General features: G+C 66.5%; 20 protein-coding genes and 1 pseudogene. 16 read left to right on the top strand and 5 right to left on the bottom strand.

What is annotated here, in order from left to right; all coding sequences use genetic code 11:
• Positions 1–13: 13 nt before the first annotated feature.
• The 3 genes from MBENS4_RS24105 to MBENS4_RS10905 all read left to right on the top strand — a co-directional run bounded on the left by MBENS4_RS24105 (position 14) and on the right by MBENS4_RS10905 (position 2,848).
• Positions 14–853 (top strand): SDR family oxidoreductase, encoded by an 840-nt coding sequence (locus tag MBENS4_RS24105; protein ID WP_052322198.1) that lies wholly within the window; start codon positions 14–16, stop codon positions 851–853.
• Between the two features lie 238 nt (positions 854–1,091).
• On the top strand, positions 1,092–2,501 hold the full coding sequence (locus MBENS4_RS10910) for an MFS transporter (protein WP_039390728.1): 1,410 nt from the start codon (positions 1,092–1,094) through the stop codon (positions 2,499–2,501).
• A gap of 29 nt (positions 2,502–2,530) precedes the next feature.
• On the top strand, positions 2,531–2,848 hold the full coding sequence (locus tag MBENS4_RS10905; RefSeq protein WP_039390727.1) for a hypothetical protein: 318 nt from the start codon (positions 2,531–2,533) through the stop codon (positions 2,846–2,848).
• 19 nt (positions 2,849–2,867) lie between these two features.
• On the opposite strand, the gene MBENS4_RS10900 is transcribed toward MBENS4_RS10905, so the two are convergent.
• On the bottom strand, positions 2,868–3,332 hold the full coding sequence (locus tag MBENS4_RS10900) for a nuclear transport factor 2 family protein (protein ID WP_039390726.1): 465 nt from the start codon (positions 3,330–3,332) through the stop codon (positions 2,868–2,870).
• Positions 3,333–3,519: 187 nt separating this feature from the next.
• Here MBENS4_RS10900 and MBENS4_RS24100 point away from each other — a divergent pair, with 187 nt between their 5' ends.
• Entirely contained in the window at positions 3,520–4,659 is a 1,140-nt protein-coding gene (locus MBENS4_RS24100; RefSeq protein ID WP_052322197.1) for a class I SAM-dependent methyltransferase, read from the top strand.
• 74 nt (positions 4,660–4,733) lie between these two features.
• On the opposite strand, the gene MBENS4_RS10890 is transcribed toward MBENS4_RS24100, so the two are convergent.
• Positions 4,734–6,104 carry an FAD-dependent oxidoreductase gene (locus tag MBENS4_RS10890; protein WP_039390725.1) on the bottom strand — a complete coding sequence of 457 codons (1,371 nt, stop codon included), beginning with the start codon at positions 6,102–6,104 and terminating at the stop codon, positions 4,734–4,736.
• Positions 6,105–6,241: 137 nt separating this feature from the next.
• Here MBENS4_RS10890 and MBENS4_RS26640 point away from each other — a divergent pair.
• The 3 genes and pseudogenes from MBENS4_RS26640 (at position 6,242) to MBENS4_RS10870 (ending at position 11,297) form a co-directional block, all read left to right on the top strand.
• Positions 6,242–7,738 (top strand): annotated as a pseudogene (locus tag MBENS4_RS26640) (MFS transporter).
• Complete coding sequence (locus MBENS4_RS24095) at positions 7,735–8,811, top strand: class I SAM-dependent methyltransferase (protein WP_052322196.1); 1,077 nt, start codon at positions 7,735–7,737, stop codon at positions 8,809–8,811. Before MBENS4_RS26640 ends, MBENS4_RS24095 begins: the two are co-directional and overlap by 4 nt.
• A gap of 179 nt (positions 8,812–8,990) precedes the next feature.
• Entirely contained in the window at positions 8,991–11,297 is a 2,307-nt protein-coding gene (locus MBENS4_RS10870) for a TonB-dependent receptor (protein ID WP_039390722.1), read from the top strand.
• 111 nt (positions 11,298–11,408) lie between these two features.
• On the opposite strand, the gene MBENS4_RS10865 is transcribed toward MBENS4_RS10870, so the two are convergent.
• Positions 11,409–12,650, bottom strand: a complete 1,242-nt coding sequence (locus MBENS4_RS10865; RefSeq protein WP_039390721.1) for a serine hydrolase domain-containing protein — start codon at positions 12,648–12,650, stop codon at positions 11,409–11,411.
• 239 nt (positions 12,651–12,889) lie between these two features.
• Here MBENS4_RS10865 and MBENS4_RS10860 point away from each other — a divergent pair, with 239 nt between their 5' ends.
• The 9 genes from MBENS4_RS10860 (at position 12,890) to MBENS4_RS10820 (ending at position 21,020) form a co-directional block, all read left to right on the top strand.
• Positions 12,890–13,756 (top strand): alpha/beta hydrolase family protein, encoded by an 867-nt coding sequence (locus MBENS4_RS10860; protein WP_144400893.1) that lies wholly within the window; start codon positions 12,890–12,892, stop codon positions 13,754–13,756.
• 59 nt (positions 13,757–13,815) lie between these two features.
• Positions 13,816–14,865 carry a class I SAM-dependent methyltransferase gene (locus MBENS4_RS24090; RefSeq protein ID WP_159108047.1) on the top strand — a complete coding sequence of 350 codons (1,050 nt, stop codon included), beginning with the start codon at positions 13,816–13,818 and terminating at the stop codon, positions 14,863–14,865.
• Positions 14,862–15,176, top strand: coding sequence for a hypothetical protein (locus tag MBENS4_RS10850; protein ID WP_144400892.1), 315 nt, complete (start codon positions 14,862–14,864; stop codon positions 15,174–15,176). The genes MBENS4_RS24090 and MBENS4_RS10850 overlap by 4 nt, the downstream gene beginning before the upstream one ends.
• A 236-nt stretch (positions 15,177–15,412) precedes the next feature.
• Positions 15,413–16,642 carry an MFS transporter gene (locus tag MBENS4_RS10845; RefSeq protein ID WP_039390718.1) on the top strand — a complete coding sequence of 410 codons (1,230 nt, stop codon included), beginning with the start codon at positions 15,413–15,415 and terminating at the stop codon, positions 16,640–16,642.
• Positions 16,643–16,792: 150 nt separating this feature from the next.
• Positions 16,793–17,572, top strand: a complete 780-nt coding sequence (locus tag MBENS4_RS10840; protein WP_039390716.1) for an IclR family transcriptional regulator domain-containing protein — start codon at positions 16,793–16,795, stop codon at positions 17,570–17,572.
• A gap of 153 nt (positions 17,573–17,725) precedes the next feature.
• Positions 17,726–18,505: an IclR family transcriptional regulator gene (locus MBENS4_RS10835; RefSeq protein ID WP_039390715.1), complete on the top strand. Its 780-nt coding sequence runs from the start codon at positions 17,726–17,728 to the stop codon at positions 18,503–18,505.
• A 309-nt stretch (positions 18,506–18,814) separates the two neighbouring features.
• Complete coding sequence (locus tag MBENS4_RS10830) at positions 18,815–19,771, top strand: LysR family transcriptional regulator (protein WP_052322194.1); 957 nt, start codon at positions 18,815–18,817, stop codon at positions 19,769–19,771.
• Positions 19,772–19,857: 86 nt separating this feature from the next.
• On the top strand, positions 19,858–20,391 hold the full coding sequence (locus tag MBENS4_RS10825; protein WP_039390713.1) for a phosphoribosyltransferase: 534 nt from the start codon (positions 19,858–19,860) through the stop codon (positions 20,389–20,391).
• Positions 20,392–20,441: 50 nt separating this feature from the next.
• Positions 20,442–21,020 (top strand): LOG family protein, encoded by a 579-nt coding sequence (locus MBENS4_RS10820; protein WP_039390710.1) that lies wholly within the window; start codon positions 20,442–20,444, stop codon positions 21,018–21,020.
• A 60-nt stretch (positions 21,021–21,080) separates the two neighbouring features.
• Here the strand turns inward: MBENS4_RS10820 and MBENS4_RS10815 are convergent, their stop codons facing one another.
• Entirely contained in the window at positions 21,081–21,599 is a 519-nt protein-coding gene (locus MBENS4_RS10815; RefSeq protein WP_039390708.1) for a DUF4269 domain-containing protein, read from the bottom strand.
• Positions 21,600–21,603: 4 nt separating this feature from the next.
• The gene (locus tag MBENS4_RS10810) at positions 21,604–22,566 is read right to left on the bottom strand and encodes a nucleoside hydrolase (protein WP_242404872.1); all 963 of its coding nucleotides are present in this window, start codon (positions 22,564–22,566) and stop codon (positions 21,604–21,606) included.
• Between the last annotated feature and the right edge of the window lie 59 nt (positions 22,567–22,625).

Raw genomic sequence — 22,625 nt, 5'->3', positions numbered from 1 at the left:
AGGACACACGAGGATGCCCGAGAGCCGCAAGACCGCCGTTGTCACCGGCAGCACACGCGGGATCGGACGCGCACTTGCCGAGGCGCTCCTGACGCGCGGGATCAACGTCGTCGTCTCTTCCACCAACGCCGAGGAGGCCCGCACGGTCGCCGAGGAGATCGGCCGCGACATGCCCGCAAGCACACTGGGCCTAGCCTGCGACGTCACACGCCCCGAAGACGTCAACGCGCTGTGGGCCCAGACCTGCGTGCAGATGGGCAAGGTCGATATCTGGATCAACAACGCCGGTCTCGCGCTCGGCGGCCCGCTCATGCAGATCACTGACGAGGACATGCGCTCCATGCTCGACGTCAATGTCATGGGCGTGGTCCACGGCTGCCGCACCGCCATTCGCGGCTTCGCGCAGGCCGAACACGCCGGCGCTCTCTACACCATGCTCGGCGCGGGGGCCGACGGCAGCCTTGTCCCCCAGATGAGCGGCTATGCAGCCAGCAAGGTGGCGGTCACCTACCTCATGGATTGCCTGGCCGAGGAGACGCTGGGCACGCCCGTCCTCACCGGATCGCTGAGCCCCGGCCTCGTCATCACCGAAGGGTTCCTGCGCGAGAATCGCAAGACAGGCGGCATGACCCCGGAACGCCGCGCGCAGGTCAACCTCATTGCCGATCACCCCGCCACCATCGGGCGCTGGGCCGCGCGCATCGTCGACACCAACACCGAGCACGGCAAGACCTTCCACTGGCTCACCCGCCGCAAGATCCGCGAACGCGCCCGCAGTGGTCGGCGCGAAGTGCTTTCGGCCTATCCCGAGCTCGCGGGCGGTGCATCGCAAGCGAACCTTCCTGGGGGATGAGGCGAGACAACCGAAGACCGTAGAATCTTTCCGAGGGCCATCGCCCTCGGGCTCCCAAATCTGTCCAGCTCACCTCCCGCACGCGGCATTGGCTGAGAAAAGTGAGCTCGCCCGTTTGGGGGTCAAGGGGCGATGGCCCCTTGTAAGGTTCTCCTTTCTTTCCCCTCCGTTCTCGGCAGATGAACAGCGCTGCGCAAAGCCCCCTGCCCCAACGCACCTCTTGCGGCACACTCGCCCCATGACCCAGACGAGACGAGCCGCCACGCAGCCAAGCACCGTCGCCCTCATCACGTTCGCACTCGCCGCCTTCGGGCCGGGCCTGCTGCAGATGCCGATGATGGCCTACGTGCCCCAGCTCTACGCCAAGGAATTCGGGATCGACCTTGCCGCGCTGGGCGGCGTGCTTGTCACCTTGCGGGTGTTCGATGCGGTCACCGACCAGCTCATGGGCTACGTCTCGGACCGGACGCGCACGCGCTGGGGCGCGCGCAAGCCCTGGATCGTGGCGGGCGGCCTGCTGTGCCTCATCGCCTCCTTCTTCCTGCTGCGCCCAAGCGGGCCGGTCGGCCTTGTCTACCTCGTCGCGTGGAAGGCGCTGTACGACTTCGGTTTCACGATGGTCGACATCAACCAGCAGTCCTGGGGCGCGGAACTGACCACCGACTATAAGGCGCGCTCGAAGATCACCGGGGCCAAGGCCATCGTCACCCAGCTGGGGAGCCTGGGCAACTACGTCCTGCCGATCGCGGTCGCCTGGTTCGGCCTCAGCGAAAGCTCGGCCTACTCGATCGACATGCTCGCCTATTTCTTCGTGGCGGCCGCAGTGATCTTTCCCGTGACCATCGGCATCAGCTTCTTCTTCGCGCCCAAGGGGATCGCGCTTCCCGCCAAGCGCCCTGAACTGATCGGCTTCCTGAAATCGGTGCGTTCCAACAAGCCCTTGTGGATCTACCTGGCCTCTTTCACCTTGTGCGGGATGGGCATGGGGATCCTGCAGATCATCTTCACGTTCTATGATGGCTACCTGAAGCTCGGCGCCTGGTACCCCTATCTGATGACCGTCTTCGCGATCACCATGGCCGCCTCGATGCCGTTGTGGATCTGGGCGGCGGGACGTTTCGGCAAGCACAAGAGTTATGTCGTTGCGGTCACGATCTCCAGCCTTGCGATGCAGGGCTACTGGTTCGTCGATGTCGCCACGATGAGCCTCGACACGATCCTCGCGATCAGTTTCGTCGTCATCGTCTTCATCGGTGCGGGGGCCTCGGCCATCGTCGTCATCAGCCCCGCGATCCTGGCCGATGTTGCCGACTACGGGCGCCTGCGCACCGGCGAGCAGCGCACCGGGGGCTATTTCGCCTTCTACCTTCTCACCAACAAGGTGGCGCTGGCCATCGGCGCGGGCGCGGCGTTCCTGCTTCTCAGCCTGTTTGGCTACGATGCCCGCGCGGACGCCACCAACGATGCGACCGCCGCCTTCGGCATGCTCTTCACCGTCGCGCTGCTTCCCGCAATTCTCAAGATCGGCGGCGCGCTCATCATCTGGCGCTTTCCCATCGACCAGCGCCGCCACGCGGTGATCCAGCGGCGCATCGTTCAGCTTGAGACCCGCCAGCTCGAAGCCCGGATGCCACTCGCACCCGCATGAGCCCATTCCCACGAAAGGCCACCTCTACCATGTCCAGCCCATCCACCCCGCCCGCACACCGCTATCTCGAAGCCATGGACACCGAGGATCTCGCGCGCATGGTGATGAGCCTGCTTTCCGAGCTGTGGATCACGCGCGACCGCCTCGCCGTCGTGGAGGAACTGCTCGAGGACAAGGGCGTGCTCGAAGCCGGCAGCGTGGAGAGCTTTGAATGGACGCCCGAGCGCGAGCCCAGGGTCGAAGCGCTGCGCGACCGCATGATCGCCTCGGTCATGGGCGCGCCGCTTGCCGCCAAGGAGCGCACCTACCAGAAGATCCTGGAGCGCGCCGGATTCACCGCCGAGTAACCGGCACGCTCCCGGGCTCTCAAGGTAAAACCTGGCTGCGCGCCATGCCGCCCAGAACACGCCAGGCGCCATCTTCTCGGATCCAGGTATGGGTGACATCGAAGCGGTCGTCGGCGGGCGTCCCGTCGGCGAGCCGCGTGCGGTGCGTGCGGTAGTAGATGATCGCCGTCTCGCCGTGCAGGGTGAAATCGATCAGCTCCATCGCCAGTTCCTCCTGCGAAGCCTGCGGGTTGGCGAGGGCCGCATCAAACCCGTCCACCCGCATCGGCGCAGCCAGCACCGGCGGCCAGGCCATGTACCCCTTTGCGGTCGTGTTCGCATAGGCCGAGACATCGCCCTTGCTGCGCCCCTCGTAGATCGCCTGCTCCAGCGTCCAGATCGCCGCGCGCGCGTTCTCGGTCTCGTCCGCCCGGACAGGCGCGCTGCCCACCCCGGCCACAAATGCGGCCATCAGTGCGCCGATGCGCCATTTCGAACCCGTCATCGTCCTTGTCCTCCTGTGCTGGATCGTGCGCGCATCGCAGCACGCCCCGGGCCCTTTGCCGCAGTCCCGATGCACCGCCTGCTCACCTGTTGAACAGCGCCTCGGAAAAAGCGCGCGTGGTCGGAGCCCTTGCCGCACCCTGCCAAGAGGTAGACACTGATGCCCGAGCCGAGGATGGAGGCGAAGAATGAGTGAGGCGAAGTCGGAAGGAACCGGCGCCCAGGCCGTGCGGATGCCCGTGGCGTCCCAGACCATGTCGCAGCGCAGCCGCGCCGGGCTCGACGTACTGGGCGGCATCCTCAAGTTCACCTCGGTCGCCACGCGCGAAGCCGCACGCCAGGACTTCGAGACAAGCCCTGAAGGCCGCGCGCTCACCGAAGCGCACGCGACCGGCACCGCCGATACGCCTGAAGCCATTGCGGAGCGCGTCGACAAGGCCAAGGATCTGGCCGCCAGCCTTCCCAACTACCGCATGGAACGCTTCGCCCAGCGCTACGTCGCCGAGGAGATGATGAACCGCAACCTCGTCGCCGCCGAGGAAATGCGCGCGATGCACGAACATCTCGACAGCCTGCCGGTGAACAGCGCAGGCGGCAGCCTCGCCCTCGATCCCGAGGCCCCGCTCCCGGACTGGTACGAGGGCATCCACTTCCACCTCGCGCCCATCGGCGTAGATGGCTACGATCTGGGCACCAAGGGCGCCGGGATCGGGCGCGTGTTCCGCTACGGCGGCTTTGCTGCCGTGCCGCCGGGCTCGAACATTGGCGGGCAGCGCATCGATGTCGTCCAGCAGTTCCGCCGCCGCGACCACACGCGCATCCTTGAAATCGGCTGTGGCAGCGTCTTCACCCTGCTGGCGATCTCCAAGGTCTTCCCCGAGGCCGAACTGATCGGCTGCGACCTCAACGGCCGTGGCCTCAAAGAGGGGCACCGCCTTGCCGAGAAAATGGGCCTCAAGGTGGACCTGCGCCAGTGCGACGCGCGCACGACGGGCGAGGCCGACGGTAGCGTGGACGCTGTCTTCAGCTACGCCGTCCACCACGAAGCGCCCGTTCCCGTGAACCGCGAGATGTTCGCCGAGGCCTTCCGCATCCTCAAATCCGGCGGCGAGATCGTGATCTCCGACCCGCCCCCGTTCCGCGCGGTCGACATGTTCACCGCCGTCCTGCTGGAATGGGACAACGACCACCGCGAGGAACCCTATTTCCGCGAGACGTGCCTGGCCAACTGGGAGGACGAACTGCGCGCAGCGGGCTTCGTCGAGGTCGAGGCCTATGGCCTGGGCGCCCAGTCCTACCCCTGGGTCACGCGCGCGGTGAAGCCCTAGGACACGGCCGACGCGGCATCCCGCGCTGGCGCGAGGTAGGGCCGCGCTCACGAACCGCCAGGACGGTCGGAAATTCAGTCCTCGACCAGCCGCGCCGCGCTGCGTCCGGCGAGCTTGCCCAGCGTCGTTGCGGTGAGCAGGCCGTTCCCGGCAAGGTAGCCGTAGGAGCCGGTACCCGAAATTCCGCGCGCCGCGCCGCCGCCTGCAAAAAGATTGGGGAGCGGTATGCCATCCGCGCCGCACACGCGCGCCTCGGCATCGACGACAAGGCCGCCCTGGGTGTGGAACAGCGCCCCGGTGACCCGCGCGGCGTAGTAGGGCGCTTCCAGCAAGTGGCGTTCCTCGAAACGGCGTCCCCAGGCATCCTGCGCCTCACCCCGCGCGCTAGCGGCGACATCGGCCAGCGTGGCGCCAAGCGCCTTGGCCGGAAGGCGGGTCTTCTCGGCCAGCTCTTGCAGAGTGTCCGCGCGCACCACCGCGCCTGCCTTCAGAGCATCGCGATAGTCGTCGAAGGTGCACATGAGCTGGTGCAGGCGTTCATCGAAGATCGACCAGGCGACGTGCTCGGGCTGCGCGTTGACCTTGGCGGCCTGCTCGGAATAGCCCGCGCTTTCATCGGAGAAGCGCTTGCCCTCCAGGTTCACCTGGAAACCGCCTTCCATGATGAGCGGCCACAGGATCGGGATACCGTGCCCCATGGCGAGACCGCCGTGGCCCTGGTAGCCGGTCATGTCTTCCAGCTGCGCGCCCAGTTCCTCGCCCCAGCGCACCGCATCGCCCTTGTTGCCGGGATGACCGTGGAAGGTGGCCGCGGCCATGTCGGGGATGAACTTTGCCACCATCTCGGGATTGCCCGCAAAGCCCGAGCAGGCGAGGATCAGCGCATCGCAGGTGACATCCTCCAGCGCGCCATCGGGACGGCGGTAGCGCACGCCTGTCACCCGCGCGCCGTCATGCAACACCTCTTCCACGGTCGCTTCGGTCAGGATCGGGATCTCGGCCTTGCCGCAGGCGTCCTCCAGCGCGGCCATCAGTTCGCCCCCGGTGCGGTTGGGCGTCCCGTACATGCGCCGCACGCTGTGGCCGGGATAGAGGAAGCCGTCGACCAGATCGAGCGGCACGCCGTGTTCGTCGCGCATCCAGGCAATCGTCTCGACCGACTCGCGCGCGATGGCAAGCGCCATATCGGGATCGGTCAGCCCCTTGGTCTTGGCCATGATGTCCTGCGCGAACAGTTCCGGGGAATCGGCAATCCCCTGCGCAGCCTGTTCGGGCGTGCCCGAGGCCGGAATGAGCCCTGTCGACATCGCCGTGGAGCCGAGCGGGGTCGCGTCGCGCTCGATCACCAGCGCCTCCACGCCCGCATCGTGCGCGGCCAGCGCGGCGGTGAGCCCCGTGCCCCCGGCGCCCACGACAACGACCGGGAAATGCAGGGTATCGCTCATCGTCTGGTCTTCCTTCGTCATCTCGCAACAGACCGCGCACACTAGCGTCGCAGGGCCGCCTGTCCTGCCTTGAAGCGCGCTGTTTTCAGCAGGTGAACAGCTCCGCCCCCGGCCTCTAGCAAGCGGCTGTTCATCACATGAATTTGCACCGAATGAGCGCGCGCCTTGCGCCCATGTGCGCGGTAGCCTTCCCCTTCGTGCACGATGCGTGCGAGACGAGTGGGGAAGAAGCCAAGATGACAAGCAAGGTCGCCGACGCCAGCGGGGAGGCCACGTTCCTGCCCGATCCGGCCCGCGATACCATCGAGAACCCGCGCCAGGTTCCGCTGCGCCTGCAGTACAGCTGGGGCTCGGGCGCGCTGGGCATCGCGATCCTGATGAACTCGATCGGTGGCCTGATCCTGTTCTACATGGTGAGCGTACTGCAGATCGACCCGGCTCTGGCAGGGACCCTGATCTTCGTCAGCAAGCTGCTGGGCGTGGTCACCGATCCGGTCGTGGGTACCTGGAGCGACCGTCTGCGCACCACCGGCAGCCGTCGTCGCCCGTTCCTGCTGTGGGGCTCGTTCGCCTGCGCGGGCTCGTACATCATGATCTTCACGACACCGATGTTCGCGAGCGAAGTCCTGCGCGCCTCCTACGTGTTCGGCGCCCTCCTCATCTACACCTGCGGCTACGCGCTCTTCAACGTGCCCTACATGTCGATGCCAGCCGAGATGACCGACAGCTACCACGAGCGTTCGTCCATCCACGGCGTGCGCATGATGTATGTCGCGATCGCCTCGCTGGTGGTGGGCACGATCTCGCCCATCGCGCTCGAGGCGCTGGGGCGCACCAGCCAGTTCTCCTACACAGTGATCGGCCTGTGCGGCGGGGCGATCATCTTCGGGGCCACCATGATCGCCTATCTGGGGACGCGCAGCGCGCGCTTCACCGCCAGCCAGGTCGAGCGCCCGAAGATCCTCAGCGAAATCGGCCACGTCTTCTCCAACCGCCACTTCATCCGCCTGCTCGGAGTCAAGGCCACCCAGTTGATCGGCGTTGCTTCCTCGCAGGCCGCCGCGATGTTCTTCCTCTTGAACGTACTCCAGCGCGACCTCACGATCCTCGCGCCCGCCGCGGTCGTGGGCACGCTGGTCCAGCTCGCCTCCGCCCCGCTCCTCGTCCGGCTTTCGCGCAAGATCGGCAAGAGCCAGACCTACATCGTGGGCGGCAGCTTCTACCTCTTGGCCGTGCTGAGCTAGTACTTCGCCTCGCCGACAGAGCCCGTCATCTACTACGTACTGCGCATGGCGGTCGTCTCATTCGGGGCCTGCGCCAACGTCATCATGGCGATGTCGATGCTGACCGACATCATCAGCTTCGACGCGCTGCGCACCGGCGTTCGCCACGAGGGCGTCTACACCGCCTTCTACAGCTTCACCGAGAAATTCACGTTCGCCGTCGGACCGCTGATCGTGGGCATCGCGCTCTCCCTCGCCGGGTTCGACAAGACGCTGCCGCCCGAGGCCATGCGCACGCCGGAAATCCGGCAGGCGCTGCTGCTCGGCGTATGCTACATTCCCGGCTTCCTGAGCATCGCGGCGATCACGCTGCTTGCCGGCTACAAACTCAAGCAGGAGGACGTCTCGTGACCGACACCCTTGCCGCACCTCACACCGACAACCCGCTGGCCTTCACCGCGCAGCAACGCGGGCGCGCCTCGCTCGACTTCATGATCCACCTGGCGCGCGGCGGCCAGCCGCTGCGCAGCCAGGTGAGCGCGGAGCAGGCCGAGATGCTGCCCGACCCAGCAGTTCTTCCCGACGATCTCGACCTGCGCGACCGGCAGCTCAGCCAGTCCTGCCTGGCAAGCCCCGCCTATCGCACCAGCCAGCTCCTGGGCGAATACCACGCCCGCATGCACGGCCTCGTCGCGCGCGAGGCCTTCGAGGACGTGCGCGAATCCATCGATCCCGTGATCGAGCGCTACCAGTCGCAAGGACCAACCACGCTCGAGCCCGCGCCCGAAGGCGCAGTGCCCCCAGCCTATTTCGAAGGCGTCAACTTCCACCGCACGGCGGGCGGCTGGGAAGACCACGCGATGCAAGGGTATATCCACGGCGAGATCGTCCACCGCAAACTGGTGGAAGCGCTCTATCCCGGCGGCATCTACAAGCAGCGCCGCGCGGTCGCCGCGATGGCCCCGCGTGAGGACTACACACGCATCCTCGACATGGGCGCCTCGACCGGCCACTTCACGCAAGCCCTGCAGGAGACCTACCCCGAGGCCGAGATTACCGGCGTCGACCTTTCGCTGCGGGTTCTCGAACACGCCCAACGCATCGGCAACGCGCACGGCTGGGCCTGGAAGCTCTACCAGCGCCCCGCCGAGGACACCGGCTTTGCCGATGCCTCCTTCGACCTCGTCGCCTCCTACATCCTGCTCCACGAGATCCCCGCCGACGTGATCCGCGCCGTCTTTGCCGAAGCCTTCCGACTACTGGAGCCAGGCGGCGACATGATCATGTCCGACGTCACCCGCTACGCCGACATGGACAAGCTTTCGGTGTGGCGCGCGGACAGCGGCGCGCGGCTGGGCGGCGAGCCGTTCTGGCGCGAATCGGCCTGCCTCGATCTTGCCGAGGTGGCGCGCGAGGCCGGCTTCGTCGACGTGACGGCGCACGGCATCTATCCCCACGTCGTCCAGGGCCGCAAGCCGGCTTGAAGCCTCCTTTCCGCGCTCCTGCGTTCACCCTGCGAACAGCAACGAACGCAAGAGCGCCTTGCAAATTCACCCCTTGAACAGCGCCCCCCAAATGGTTTGGGGGCGCGCTGCCAACGGGACACCTTCCCCCCGAGGATACGCGGGCCGATGCGCCCGATTACGACCATCCAGGGGGAACCATGATCCATCGCCATACCTACAAGACGCAGGCCCTGTGTTCGATCGCGCTGGGCGCGCTCGCCATCGCGCTGCCCGGTACCGCTCAGGCCCAGGAGGCTCCGGCCGCAAGCGAGAACCAGCCGGCCGGCACCATCGTGGTCACCGCGCGCAACCGTGCGGAGAGCATCCAGGAAGTGCCGATGTCGATCACCGCGCTCAGCGACGAGACGATGGAGAAGAAGTCGGTCGAAGGCATGAGCGACATTGCGCGCTTCACCCCTGGCCTCAGCTTCGAGAACTATTCGAGCGGTTTCCAGGTCCCCGTCATCCGCGCCCAGGCGCAGACCAGCGTGACCGCGCTCGAAACCAACGTCGCCACCTTCTACGACGGCATCTACATGCCGCGCAGCTGGTCGGTCGACATGGGCGTGGCCGCGCTTGATCGCGTCGAGGTGGTCAAGGGCCCGCAAAGCGCACGCTACGGGCGCAACGCCTTTGCCGGCGCGGTCAACTTCATCGCCTACAAGGCCACCACCGAGGGCGGCTTCACCGCCGAGGGCGAAGTGACCGCCGGGATCTATGATCGCTACGATGCCAGCGTGAAGGCCAAGCTGCCGATCAGCGACCAGTTCGGCCTTGCCGCCACCTACAACCACTCCGAGTTCGACGGCACCTGGAAGAACTCCAACCCCTGGGCCGATGCCGGAGTGAGCCCCGGTACGAACGGGCGCATCGGCGGGTGGAACAACGCTTCCTGGTCGGTCTCGGCAATTGCCCGGCCGACGGACGGCATGGTCATCGAGGCCAGCTACTCCGAGTTCGACATCGAGCGCGAATCCAACCCCAACGCCGATTATGAGGAAGCCAGCGGCCAGCTCAACTGCGGCGCCATTCGTGCCAGCGGAAATCCCAGCCTGATGTGCGGCGAAGTGCCTGGCACCGGTTCGCGCGCCAATGTCGATCCGCGCAGCTACGGTGCCTGGACCAGCACGCAGATCGCCCGCATCCACGCCGCCTACGAGTTCGCCCCGCACTGGAACGCCAGCTACCTGTTCGGCCGCGTGACCGGCGATGTCAGCATCGGCAACATGACCGTGTCCGACCCGTCGAACTGCGTTACCAGCTGCGTCTTCCAGAACGCGCCGGTCGGCGAGATCGACTACGATTCGCACGAATGGCGCGTCGACTACGATGGCTCGAGCTTCGACTTCGCGTTCGGCGGGTTCATCTCCAAGGGCGATGACGACTACAACTTCAACCTCGTCTACGCCCCGCCGCTGAGCGAGGGCCAGCCGGTCGTGCCCTTCACCGAGAATGCGACGCTCAACCTCACGCTCACCAACACGACAACGACCACGCTGGTGCGCTCGGTCTTCGGCGAAACGCAGTGGACTTCGCCCTCGGGCAACCTGCGCCTGGGGGCGGAGGGGCGCTATTCCTGGACCGACCTCTCGGTCCTCAACAACCGCAATGGCATGGGCTATGCGGACGCCTTCCGCGCCTTCACCCCGCGCTTCACTGCCGAATTCGACGCCTCGGCCGACACCCTGCTCTACGCCTCGGCCGCGCGCGGCACCAAGGCGGGCGGCTTCAACGCCACGGCCGCCTCGGACACGCAGCGCACCTATGGCGAGGAATCGAACTGGACCTACGAAGTCGGTGCCAAGAACACCCTCATGGGCGGACGCCTGACCTTCAACGCGGCCCTGTTCTACACCGACTGGAGCGACATCCAGATCAATTCGGCCGACACTTACGCCAACGATCCCAACGCGGTGAACATCGTCCTGAACCTGGGCAGCGCGACCGTCTATGGCGCGGAGTTCGACACCGCGTTCTATCCCGATGAGCACTGGTCCTTCGACGCCAACTTCTCCTACGCCCATGGCGAGTACAGCGACGAGACGGTCGATGCGCGTTTCAGCCGCACGGTTTCGCCCTGCGACGGCATCGTCTGTACCCCCGATGGCAGCGTCGGTGGCAACCAGATCGAGCGTACGCCGCGTGCGAAGGGCTCGTTCGGCGCGCAGTGGCAGACCGAGTTGCCCTGGGACAACGGGTCGTTCTTCCTGCGCGGCGATGTCAGCTGGCAGGACAAGATGTACACCACCCCCGCCAACGAGGCGACGATTCCCTCGCGCACGCTGTTCAACGCGCGCTCGGGAATCTCCTTCGGCAACTTCGACCTCAGCATCTGGGCGCGTAACGTCTTCGACAAGAAGTACGTCTCGAACGCCTATGTCGTGCTGCTTCCCTCGGGCAACAGCTACCAGCTGTTCTACGGCGAGCGCCGCACCATGGGCCTCACGCTCAAGGCAAAGTACTGATCGAAAGCCCTGTCCCCCTGCTGCGAGGTACGGGGTAAGGCAGCCAGAGAAAGGGGCCCGGATCGATACGATCCGGGCCCTTTTCTTATCATCTGCGCAGCGCGCGAAAGCTCAGTTTGCGGAGAGCCCACGCAGGATGAGGTTGGGCAGCACCGTGTTGTCCCAGACCGGCTCCTTGGGCGGGCTATCGCCGGTGCGCAGGACCACCAGCTGGCGCGAGGGCACCACATAGACCACCTGGTTGGAATTGCCGTCGAACAGGAACAGGTCATCAGCTGCGTAGGGCTCGGAATGGTAGCTGCGCCCATAGGTCAGCTCCGGGTTGGCCGGCCCGCGCCACTCGACATAGGGCGCGCCCACGTAGACACCGAGCCCGGCGTGCGGATTCTGCGCCGAAGGCCTGCGCATGGCCGTGACGAAGCCCTCGGGCAGCAGGCGCGCGCCCTCCCAGGTTCCGTCCTGCGCCAGCAGCACGGCAAGGCGCAGGTAGCTTTCGGCGGGAAGCAGGATGCAGCACCCCGAATGCGGCGTGCCGCCCGGATGGTCCATCCAGATCTGCCCCCCGCGCGCACCGATCTTCGCCAGCACCTCCCGGCCGACCCACTCCTCGTAAGGGATACCCGTCGCGCGCTCGATCAAGAGCGCGACAAGATCGCCATTGGCGTTGGAGTATTCATAGCGGCTGCCCGGCGTATCCACGAGCGGGTAGTCCTCGATCAGCACCCGGTCGTGGAAGGGGTGCAGGTACGAACGGTTGAGCACGCTGTCAGGATCGGTGGAACTGCCCTGCGGCAAGAGCCCCGAGCGCATCCCCAGGACCTGCCGGATGGTGATCGCGGCCTTGAGCGTATCCTGCCATTCGGTCAGGAAATCGGACATCGGCTGGTCGAGCGAGGCGATATGCCCTGCCGCCATGGCCCGGCCCACTGCAATCGTGGCCAGGGGCTTGGCCAGCGACTTGGAAACGACCGGACTGGTGGCGGTCGTATCGCCGAAGTAGTCCTCGCTCACCATGTGGCCGCCCTGCCAGACAAGGAACGCGGAACTGTTGGCCTGCGCCGCATAGGCGCGCGCGGCCGCCAGGGCATCGGGTGCCACGCCGCCCCCGTTCGGGAACGGCGTCCAGTCCGCCGTCCCCTCAACCGGGGCGAGGGTGTCGTAGCCGGCAAGTCCTGCGCCGGGCTCGCGCCGCATGTAGCGCGCAAATCGCTCCTGGTAGAGCGCCTCGGCCTCGGCCTCGCTCAATGCGGTATCGGCATGCGCGGGCGTCCGGGATACCGGCGAAGCGGCGCATCCGGCCAGCAGCGCGGGCAACAGCGTGGGCAGGGCAAGGGATGCGAAGGATCGCTTCATGCAGAGTTTCTCCTGATCTCGTGGCCCTTGTTCTGCACCGCCCTCCCGCGCACCTGAATGCAGGACTGCACGCGTTTTCAACTGACGAACACGACGCACAAAACGGGGAGCGCTCGGCCGCCAACTCGTCGATCATTGCGGCCATGACGAGGTTACCAACACTGGTTCAGGCAACGGCCGCGCTGTCCCTTCTGGCAAGCCTTCCGGCCTGCGCGTCCACAGCACCCGGGGGCCCCACGATGCGGGAGAGTGCTGCCGAACAGAGCGTGCCGGGCGTGCGCAGGCAAACCGTGACGCTAGCAACCGAAGACGCACGCACGCTTGCCGTTACCGTCTACGCGCCCGAGGCCGCCTGCGATGCCTGCGCGCTGGTAATCTTCTCACATGGCAACTTCGCCACGCCCGAACGTTATGACCGCGTGCTGCGCGCGTGGGCGGCGCAGGGGTTCGTGGTTGCCGCCCCGCTTCACACCGATTCCGAGGAATATCCCGCGCCGGACAAGTACCCCGACAGCCGCGCCACCCGCCTCGCCGACTGGCGCGCGGTCGATACCGCCTTCGCCTTAAGGCTTCCCCAGAACCTGGACCTTGGCGCGACGACCCTGTCGGGCAAGGTAATCGCGGCCGGACATAGCTACGGCGCGCTCATCGCGCTGGTCGCGGGCGGGGCAACGCTCGCCGATCCGGCCTGGACGCTGGGCACGGCCCGCGCCCCTGAGGCGGTCATCGCACTGTCTCCGCCGGGCGAGATGAAGGGGCTCGCGACGCGCGAAGGGCTCGGCGCGCTGACGCGTCCCGCGCTCGTCGTCACCGGAACCACCGATGTCCTGCCCGGCTTCATCGACGACTGGCACCAGCACCTCGACGCCTATGAGGCCGCCCCCCAGGGGCTGGGCTACGCGCTCGTCTTTGCGGGCATGAACCACTATTTCAACGGGGCCTTCGGCCGCCCGAGCGAGGACGGCGCGCGCGAGTCCGCCGACGCGCTTGCCCGGATGACCCGCGAAACCGGGGACTTCATGCGCGGGGCCCTTGGCGGCACGCTCCCCGTTGCCAGAGCCTGGGCCCAGCGCAGCGACGCCGTGGCCGAGGCCCGCGCCCACTAAGGATACCTGCAGGGGCCGATTGAGCCCCACGCCCACCAGAGCTTGAGAAGAGGATGCGCATGACCAACCCACTTGAACCGCCCGTCCGCCAGCGCGGGCGCGCTTCGCTCGATTTCCTGCTCCACTTCGGACGCGGCACGCAAGGCTTGCGCGGCGAGGTCGAGAAGGACATCGCGCGCGTCGTGCCCGATCCTGAAAAGCTGCCGCAGGACATCGATCAGCGCAGCCAGCAGATCGAGCAACGCCTGATGGCCAGCCCGCTCTGGCGCACCCAGGCCCTGATCGGGGAATGGAATGCGCGCAACCACGGCCTCATCGCGCGCGAAGCCTTCGAGGAAGTGCGCGCAGACCTCGATCCCGTGATCGCGCGCTACCAGTCGCAAGGGCCCACCACGCTGGAGCCGGCCCCCGAAGGAACCGAGCCCCCCGCCTACTTCGAGGGAGTCAACTTCCACCGCACCGCGGGCGGCTGGGAAGACCACGAGATGCAAGGCTACATCCACGGCGAGATCGTCCACCGCAAGCTCGTCAACGCCTTCTTCCCGGGCGGCATCTTCAAGCAGCGCCGCGCGGTCGCCGCGATGGCGCCGCGCGAGGACTATAAGCGCATCCTCGACATGGGGGCCTCCACCGGCCACTTCACGCAAGCCCTGCAGGAGACCTACCCCGAGGCCGAAATTACCGGGGTCGACCTTTCGCTGCGCGTTCTCGAGCACGCCCAGCGCATCGGCAACGCGCACGGCTGGGCCTGGAAGCTCTACCAGCGTCCCGCCGAGAACACCGGCTTTGCCGACGCCTCGTTCGACCTCGTCGCCTCGTACATCCTGCTCCACGAAATCCCCGCCGACGTGATCCGCCGCGTCTTTGCGGAGGCATTCCGCGTGCTGGAGCCGGGCGGCGACATGATCATGTCCGACGTCACCCGTTACGCCGACATGGACAAGCTCTCGGTCTGGCGCGCGGACAGCAACGCGCGCCTTGGGGGCGAACCCTACTGGCGCGAATCCGCGAGCCTCGATCTTGCCGAAGTCGCCCGCGCGGCGGGCTTCGTCGATGTCAGTGCGCAAGGCATATATCCCCACGTCGTGAAGGGACACAAACCGAAATGAACGCCGCAGCCATGAACACGATTGCCACGCCCACCAACCCCAAGTCCTACAACCACCCCGACCGCCCGACGCTGGTCGATGCGGACGTGGGCCGGGTGGGCAGCGCGGTGCTCGCCCTCACCCGCGAGCTCTGGGTCCTGACCGACCGCGTCGCGGTGATGGAGGAACTGCTCACGCAAAGCGGCATCGACATCGCCGGGCAGATCGAGACCTTCCAGCCCAGCGCCGCAATGCAGGAAAAGCTCGACGCGCGCGGCAAGCACCTCGTCGAGACGATCGTTGCCGCGCTGGCCGGAACAGAGGGCGAGTAGGAAGCAATCGATTCAAGGGGGCATCCCCCCTTGCCCCCATAACAGTCCACCTCACCTGGCTGCGCCACGACGGCGCATGAGGGGCGAGGTGGACAGGTTGGGGAGCCCGAGGGCGATGGCCCTCGAAATGGTTTCCTTTCCGGCTTGCGACCACGGCCACGCGGCCCCTTTCCCTTCACAGGCAATCAGGCCAGACGTTCCTCGTCAGGTTCTCCAATCCAAGGCCTAGCTTCCCGATGTCCGATGCCCCGCTTGCTGCCCGCGATGACACCACGGCCCAGTCGCTTCGGCGCCGCGCGCTGATCGCGATCATCCTTGTCAACTTCGTCTCCCTGGCAGGCTTCGGGCTGATGTTCCCGGTCTTTGCCATCTACAGCCGCCAGATCGGGGCGAGCGGGATCGAGATTGCAGGCGCGGTCGCCGCCTTCTCGCTCGGCCAGTTCCTCTCCAGTCCGCTGTGGGGGCGCTGGTCGGACCGCTGGGGGCGCCGCCCGGTGATGATCGGTGGTCTGGCCGTGGGCGCGTTCGTCTATGTCCTTCACATCTTCGCGCTTACGCCCCTGACACTGCTGGCTGCCCGCTTCGTGAGCGGGCTTGCCACGGGCAGTTTCTCGATCACCTTCGCGGTGGCCTCGGACCTCTCCACGCGCGACAACCGCACACATGTCATGGGCATCGTCAGCGCCGGCTTCTCGCTCGGCTTCATCTTCGGTCCGGCCATTGGCGGCGTGACCGCCAGCTTTACAGGCGAAGACAGCGCCTTTGCGCTGGTCTGCGTGGTGGGCGCGCTGCTGGGCCTGGTCGCCGCGCTTCTGACCTGGTGGCTGATGCCCGAGACGCGGCCCGAGGCCGCACCCATCACCAGTGAGCCCAGCGCGGCCGACAAGGGCCCTCTGCTGCGCCGCCCCGGCTTTGCTGCGGCCATCGGCTTTGCGCTCATGGTCTCGATTGCCTTTGCCCAGATGGAGGCGATCCTCGCGCTCTTTGCCGACGACGTGCTGAGCCTTGATCCGCTTGGCATTGGCCTGCTGTTCGGCGCCATGGGCCTTGTCACCACGGTAACCCAGTTCACCGTCACAGGCCCTGTTGCCAAGCATCTGGGCGAGGCCGCCATGCTCGCCCTCTCACTCGCGATCATCGCCGCCGGGCTGGTTGTCCTTGGCTTTGCCCATGGCCTCGTGCTGGCCGGTATCGGCCTGTTCCTGACCTCCAGCGGCTTCGCCCTCGTCAACCCGGCGATCTCGGGGCTGGTCTCGATGGCCTCGCCCGCACATGCGCAAGGGACCGGGCTCGGGGTCATGCAGTCGGCCAACGCCCTGGGCCGCGTCCTAGGACCGCTGGCGGCAGGTCCGCTCTACGACCTCCAGGGCGAAGCGGCGCCGCTGTTCTGGGGCGGTGCGCTGCTTGCCGCGACGCTGCTTGCCATGCCGTTGGTCACGCTGCCGCCGCGTGAAGCCCCCGCCTGACACCGCCCTGTTTATCCGCGTGGCGGAGGAACAGGCACAAGTTCGGCCCTCCTGCGCCCAACTTGCGAACGAACCGCTTGCTGGCCTCCCGACCGAACCGCACTCTGGGCCCGCACCGGCACGAGCAACGCGGAAGGACAGGCGCAGGCAGTGGACAACGGGGTTCCCATCCGGGCGGTCAGCCGCACGCTCTCGGTGCTGCGCACGATCAACCATGAGCGCGAAGTCTCGCTCACCGACCTCGTCCGCATCGAGAACCTGCCCTACCCCACGATGTTCCGCATCGTGCAGACGCTGGTCCACGAAGGACTGATCGAGCGTGACGCCAGCGGCAAGCGCTACCGGGCGACCGCGCTCGTCCACACGCTGTCGAGCGGGTACGACGACAGCGCTCTGCGCTCGCGCGCGCAGCCACACATGAGCGCGCTGACCCGCGAGGTGGGCTGGCCGCTGCTGCTGTCGGTGCGGGTCGGCTCGCGCATGGTCATTCGCGCCTCGACCCACCACGAGACCACGCTCACCTTCCACAACTGGGAAGCGGGTTCGGCCATGCCGATGGAGGGAAGCGCGACGGGTCTTGCCTGGCTGGCCTATCTGCCCGAGGACCATGCCCGCGACCTGGTGAACTGGGGCAGCGACTACCACACCGGCGGCGAAGCGGCGGATGCGGACCGCCAGGAGACCATGTTCGAGGCACTCGCCCGCATTCGGCGCGAGGGCTACGCGTGGCGCCCCTCGCTGTTCGGCGATGAGAACAAGACCTCCTCGATCTCGGTGCCGGTGCTCTATGGCGAGCGCATCCTCGCGGTTCTCACGCTGACCTACTTCTCCGCCGCGATGAAGTCCGATGTCGCGCGGGAACGCTATGTGCAGCCACTCAGGGAAACCGCCGCCCAAATCGCGCACGACGTCACGCCGAATTGCCCCTGAGATCGACCTGAAGCCCCTCTCACAGAACGAATTTTTTGAAAAAGTTTCCATTAGGTGGAAACACTTTGCATTTTCGGCTGCAGCGCAGCGCAATTTGCCGATCCTCCTACCACCACGACGCGAAACCGCGCGAACACAGGGGGAAGTACACAAATGGAAGGGGTTCCAATTCGCTCCGTCTGCCGGTCCATCTCGGTCCTGCAAGTCATCAATTCGCATGGTCCGCTGCCGCTGATGGACATCGCGCGCATCGGCAATCTGCCCTATCCCACGGTCTTTCGCATCGTGCAGACGCTCGTCCACGAGGGACTCGTCGAGCAGGAGCCGACGTCCAAGACCTACCGCCCGACCGCGCTCGTCGAATCGCTGGCCCACGGCTACCGCTCGGACGGCCCCTTGAGCGAAGCGAGTCGCGAGCCCATCGCCGCGCTCACCCGCGACATCGGCTGGCCGGTCTTCGTCTCGGTACGCGTTGGCCAGCGTATGGTCGTGCGCGAATCGACGCACGCCCAGACCTCGATGACCTTCGAACCGTGCAATCCTGGCGTCACCATCCCGCTGCTAAGCAGCACCACCGGCCGCGCCTACCTCTCGGCCCTGCCGACCGCGCGCGTCCACGCGATCCTCGACAGTGCGGAGCGCAACCGCTGGGGCCTTGATCCCAACTTCGAGCGCGAGGCCTTCCTCGCCCGCCTCGAACAGATCCGCGCCCGCGGCGTAAGCGCGGCTCCCTACACCTCGCGCGAGGCCAACCGGACCGCCTCCATCGCGGTGCCGATCGTCGCCGACGGCGAGGTGGAAGCGACGCTCACGCTGACCTACTTCTTCAACGCCATGAACGAGCAGACCGCGATCGCGCGCTACGCCGACCGTCTTCACGCGGTAGCCACGCGCATCTCCGACCGGCTCGAATGCCGCGCGGTGGCCGCCTAGAGGGAAAGGGCCATGGAAAGAACTACGTCTTCAAGGGGTCATCACCCCTTGCCCCCGGAATCGGCGAACTCCCCTTTCTCGGCCAAGTCGGCGCGACAAAGGTGACTTCGACAGTTTGGGGAGCCCGAGGGCGATGGCCCTCGGAAATCCTCTTTCCGTTACCTCGTTTCTTTCCTGCAAACTCTGGGGTTTGCTGATTAAGTTCCCTAGCCTAGCTGCGCCGGGCGCGCTTGACAGCGCCCGGCAAAATGCAATGCTGACCCGAAATGCGTTGCCGAAAAGCGCGCACCTTGGGGACACCATCACGCGATGCCGGCATTCTCGCGCTTCCTGCGCTACTTCATGGCCGTGGGCCGCCTCGGCTCGATCCGCAAGGCTGCGGACGAGTTGAACCTGTCGGCCTCGGCCATCGACCGCCAGATCCTCAACGTCGAGGCCGAGCTGGGCATGCCGCTGTTCGAGCGCCTGCCCACCGGTCTCAAGCTGACCGCGGCGGGCGAACTGATGATGGCCAGCGCCCACCAGTGGGAAAAGGGCATGACCGAGGTCCGCGCGCGGATCGAGGACCTGCGCGGGCTCAAGCGCGGCCACGTCGAGATCGCGGTGATCGATGCCCTCACCCGCGGCTACATTCCCGAAACCGTCCACCGCATCCAGCGCGACTATCCCGGCATCACGATCTCCCTGCGCGTTCTCGACAACGATTCGGTACGCCGCGCGGTCGCCGAGGGCGAAGTCGATTGCGGCATCATGTTCGATCCCCAATCGCTGCGCGAGTTGAACGTGCGCGCCTACGTGGAAGTGGTGCTCGGCTTCGTCACCCCGCCCGGCCATCCCTTCGGCGCGCGCGAGGAGGCCCGCTTCTCGCAATGCGTGGGCGAACCCATCATTGCACCGGGTGAGCCGCTGGCCGTCGGCCAGCAGGTCGCCCTTCTCGAAGCCGCCACCAGCGTGCCCCTCAAGCGGCGCGTCACCTCCGACAATATCCAGATGATAGCGGCACTTGTACGCCAGGGCGCAGGGATCGGCATCCTCACCTCGCTCGATGTCATGACCGAGGTGCAGGAAGGCCGCCTCCAGTTCACGCGCATTGCCGAACCGCTGCTGCGGCCCATGACGCTGGCATTGTGCACCGCCTCGACGCGCACGCCGTCCTATGCAGCAGCGCTGGTCCTGCGCGAGATCGGCAATGGCTACACCCGCCTCGACCACCGCAGCGCGCTGGCCGGTTTCGGGACAGATACGGCGCGCGAGGCGGGGGAATAGCGCGCGTTCCAATATTGTTTGCAGGGCCGGAATTGGGTAATTCGGAAGGCTCTCCCTCCCCCAAGCTTTCCTCTCAGGAGTCCCCCATGGACGACACGTCCGAGCCCCAACTGCAGTACCTCGAATACTACGAGGACTTCCTTGCCAAGGTGCGCGTTGTCTCGCGCAAGGTCGCCGACAGCGACTGGATGCCCGATTTCGTGATCGGGATCGGCCGCGGCGGCCTCGTTCCGGGGTGCTACGTCTCGCACCAGCTCGACGTCCCCATGCTCTCGATCGACCACTCGGCCAAGCAGCCCGACTTCGCCGACGAGCTCCTCGCCAAGCTCGCGGTGATGAGCGGCGAGGGCAAGAAGCTGCTGTTCATCGACGACATCAACGACAGCGGCGGCACCATCGAATTCCTGCGCGCGCGCCTTGCCGAACTGGGCGCGGACGCCAGCTTCGTGCGCTTTGCGGTCATCATCACCAACACCAGCTCGCGCGCGAAGACCGACTACTGGGCCCAGACCATCGATCGCAGCCACGACAAGCGCTGGTTCGTCTTCCCCTGGGAATCGGTCTCGACCCGGGAAACCATTACCGCCGAAGCGCTTTCGGTACCTGAAAGGCTTGCCTGAGGCCTTCGTGCCTGCCCCTCCCGTGCGATAGCAGAAAGAAGATCCCGTTCATGCGCATCTGTGTCTACCTCGGTTCCTCCCCCGGCCGTAACCCGATCTACCGCGAGACGGCCGAGCAGTTCGGCACGCTTCTCGCCAAGCGGGGCATCGGCCTTGTCTATGGCGGGGGCGAAGTGGGCCTGATGGGCGTGATCGCGGACGCGGTCTGCGCGGCGGGCGGCGAGGTGATCGGCGTGATCCCCGAGGCGCTCCGCGCGCGCGAGAAGGACCACCAGGGCATCACCGAGCTGCACGTGGTCAAGTCCATGCACGAACGCAAGGCGCTGATGGCCAAGCTCTCCGATGGCTTCGTCACCCTTCCGGGCGGCATCGGCACCTTCGAGGAGATGTTCGAGGCCTGGTGCTGGTCGCAGCTGGGCTACCACGCCAAGCCCGTGGGCCTGCTCAACGTGGGCGATTTCTACAACGGCCTCATCCAGTTCGTCGACAAGATCGTCTCCGAGGGCTTCCTCCAGGACCGCCACCGCGACATGCTGCTGGTCGACGACAACCCCGAGCGCCTCCTCGACCGCATCATCGAGTTCATTCCGCCCCAGACCGAGCACTGGCTCCACGAAGGCGAGAACTGAGGCACAGCTAACGCGGGCCGGCGGAGAGACACCTTCCGCCGGCCCGTTTCGCATGTGGCTCTAGGCAAAGCCCGCCTGCGCAAGAGTGCCGCGCAGTTGGCCATCGCGCGCCGAGGCCAGCTCGAACAGCCGCGCGTAAGGATCTCCTGCAAGTCCCAGAACCTGTGCGAAGGCCGGTTCGGTCTTGACCCCGGTGCGCCGCACTTCTCGCACCGCAGCGTGGAAGGCAACTCCACCCAGGGCCAGCAAGCGCCGTTCCACCTCGAAGTGGCGCCACCCCGCCTGCATCGCGACCGGCACTGGCGCGCCGAAGACTTCGAGGGGCAGATCGCAGATGGAAAACTGCGCGATCACCGCCCGCTCCCCCTGCACCCACTGCCGCAGGGCGAAGTGCTCGCTCTGTGCGAAACGCGCCCAAAGCTCGTGCGCAAACGCCTTCGCATCGGGCGCATGGCAAACGATGTCCACATCGCTGCCCGCAACGTCCAGTCCGAGCGGGAAGGTGCCGACCACACGGGCATCATAGGCCGCCAGGACATCGGGCAAACCGCTCGACGCGAGGATACCGCGCCAATCCATCCGATCAGTTGCCCTGCCGCTGGGCCCCTTCGCGCATGGCCGTGACCATCAGGTCCTCCAGCCTCGCCGGGTCGATTGCCAGAACCACGTTCGCCTTGCGCTCGCCGAGACCGGGTTGGTAGTGTTCGTGCCAGCTCAGCGTGGCACCGTACTTGGGCCCGAAATCGGTGACGTAATCGACGTAGAGCTGGTCCGCCTTGGTGACGATACCCGGATCCAGCACATAGCCCGCCGCGATCTCGTCCCAGAGCGGGAAGCCCGGTTCAAGGCCTGCGATGAACGCCGCGACCTTGCTGGGCGCCGCCTTCTCCAGCCGCGCCAGAAGTCCGGGCGTGCGCTGGGTCGCGGTGGAGGGATCGACCGGGATCACCGTCAGCTTGCGCCAGGGGCTGCGCGAAACGATGCTCGCCGCCTCGGGATCGAAGGCGACGTTGAACTCGCGCCGCGGGGTGTTCTCGAACTCGCGCGCGAACTCCGCTGCGGACTGGTCCTTGAGCACCTGCTGCGGATTGAAGCTGCCACCCATGTAGACGAGTTCGCCCACCAGGCTTGCGAACTGGGGATCGAGACGCTGGGCGAGCGCGAGGTTGGTGAGTGGCCCGCAGGCCACGATCGTGATCTCGCCCGGGTACTGGTGCACCATCCGGATCAGGAAATTCGCCGCGATCTCCTCCGACTTCTGCAAGTGCGAGTTGCCACCGGGCAGCTCCACCGGATCAAAGGGGCCATGGTATTCGGGCGTCGACTGCACGGTGGGCTCGACCCAGTCGCGCATCCACGCGCCTTTCCAGACAAGCTTGCCGTAAAGGCCCTCCCAGCGCGCGGTCGCCGCCTCGGAGTTGAGGAGCGGAAAGGTCGCCCCTTGCGCGACGGGGATATCTTCGCGGCCCGTCAGTCCCAGCCCGCGCAGCGCCAGCGCTGTCGCCCGGTTGGCCCAGACATCGCCCGAGACCGTGGTGATGCCCACGACGTAATCTTGCGGCTTTCCAAAAGCATGAGGTGCATGAGCGCAAAGCCCTCATCCTC

The organism is Novosphingobium sp. MBES04 (assembly GCF_000813185.1).
GTDB lineage: Bacteria > Pseudomonadota > Alphaproteobacteria > Sphingomonadales > Sphingomonadaceae > Novosphingobium > Novosphingobium decolorationis.
This window is presented reverse-complemented; position numbering and strand designations above follow the sequence as displayed.

Excerpts from the sequence above, each read along its gene's own strand:
- MBENS4_RS24105 (WP_052322198.1), top strand. The coding sequence starts at position 14 with ATGCCCGAGAGCCGCAAGACCGCCGTTGTCACCGGCAGCACACGCGGG.
- MBENS4_RS10910 (WP_039390728.1), top strand. The coding sequence starts at position 1,092 with ATGACCCAGACGAGACGAGCCGCCACGCAGCCAAGCACCGTCGCCCTC.
- MBENS4_RS10905 (WP_039390727.1), top strand. The coding sequence starts at position 2,531 with ATGTCCAGCCCATCCACCCCGCCCGCACACCGCTATCTCGAAGCCATG.
- MBENS4_RS10900 (WP_039390726.1), bottom strand. The coding sequence starts at position 3,332 with ATGACGGGTTCGAAATGGCGCATCGGCGCACTGATGGCCGCATTTGTG.
- MBENS4_RS24100 (WP_052322197.1), top strand. The coding sequence starts at position 3,520 with ATGAGTGAGGCGAAGTCGGAAGGAACCGGCGCCCAGGCCGTGCGGATG.
- MBENS4_RS10890 (WP_039390725.1), bottom strand. The coding sequence starts at position 6,104 with ATGAGCGATACCCTGCATTTCCCGGTCGTTGTCGTGGGCGCCGGGGGC.
- MBENS4_RS10870 (WP_039390722.1), top strand. The coding sequence starts at position 8,991 with ATGATCCATCGCCATACCTACAAGACGCAGGCCCTGTGTTCGATCGCG.
- MBENS4_RS10865 (WP_039390721.1), bottom strand. The coding sequence starts at position 12,650 with ATGAAGCGATCCTTCGCATCCCTTGCCCTGCCCACGCTGTTGCCCGCG.
- MBENS4_RS10860 (WP_144400893.1), top strand. The coding sequence starts at position 12,890 with ATGCGGGAGAGTGCTGCCGAACAGAGCGTGCCGGGCGTGCGCAGGCAA.
- MBENS4_RS24090 (WP_159108047.1), top strand. The coding sequence starts at position 13,816 with ATGACCAACCCACTTGAACCGCCCGTCCGCCAGCGCGGGCGCGCTTCG.
- MBENS4_RS10850 (WP_144400892.1), top strand. The coding sequence starts at position 14,862 with ATGAACGCCGCAGCCATGAACACGATTGCCACGCCCACCAACCCCAAG.
- MBENS4_RS10845 (WP_039390718.1), top strand. The coding sequence starts at position 15,413 with ATGTCCGATGCCCCGCTTGCTGCCCGCGATGACACCACGGCCCAGTCG.
- MBENS4_RS10835 (WP_039390715.1), top strand. The coding sequence starts at position 17,726 with ATGGAAGGGGTTCCAATTCGCTCCGTCTGCCGGTCCATCTCGGTCCTG.
- MBENS4_RS10830 (WP_052322194.1), top strand. The coding sequence starts at position 18,815 with ATGCCGGCATTCTCGCGCTTCCTGCGCTACTTCATGGCCGTGGGCCGC.
- MBENS4_RS10825 (WP_039390713.1), top strand. The coding sequence starts at position 19,858 with ATGGACGACACGTCCGAGCCCCAACTGCAGTACCTCGAATACTACGAG.
- MBENS4_RS10820 (WP_039390710.1), top strand. The coding sequence starts at position 20,442 with ATGCGCATCTGTGTCTACCTCGGTTCCTCCCCCGGCCGTAACCCGATC.
- MBENS4_RS10815 (WP_039390708.1), bottom strand. The coding sequence starts at position 21,599 with ATGGATTGGCGCGGTATCCTCGCGTCGAGCGGTTTGCCCGATGTCCTG.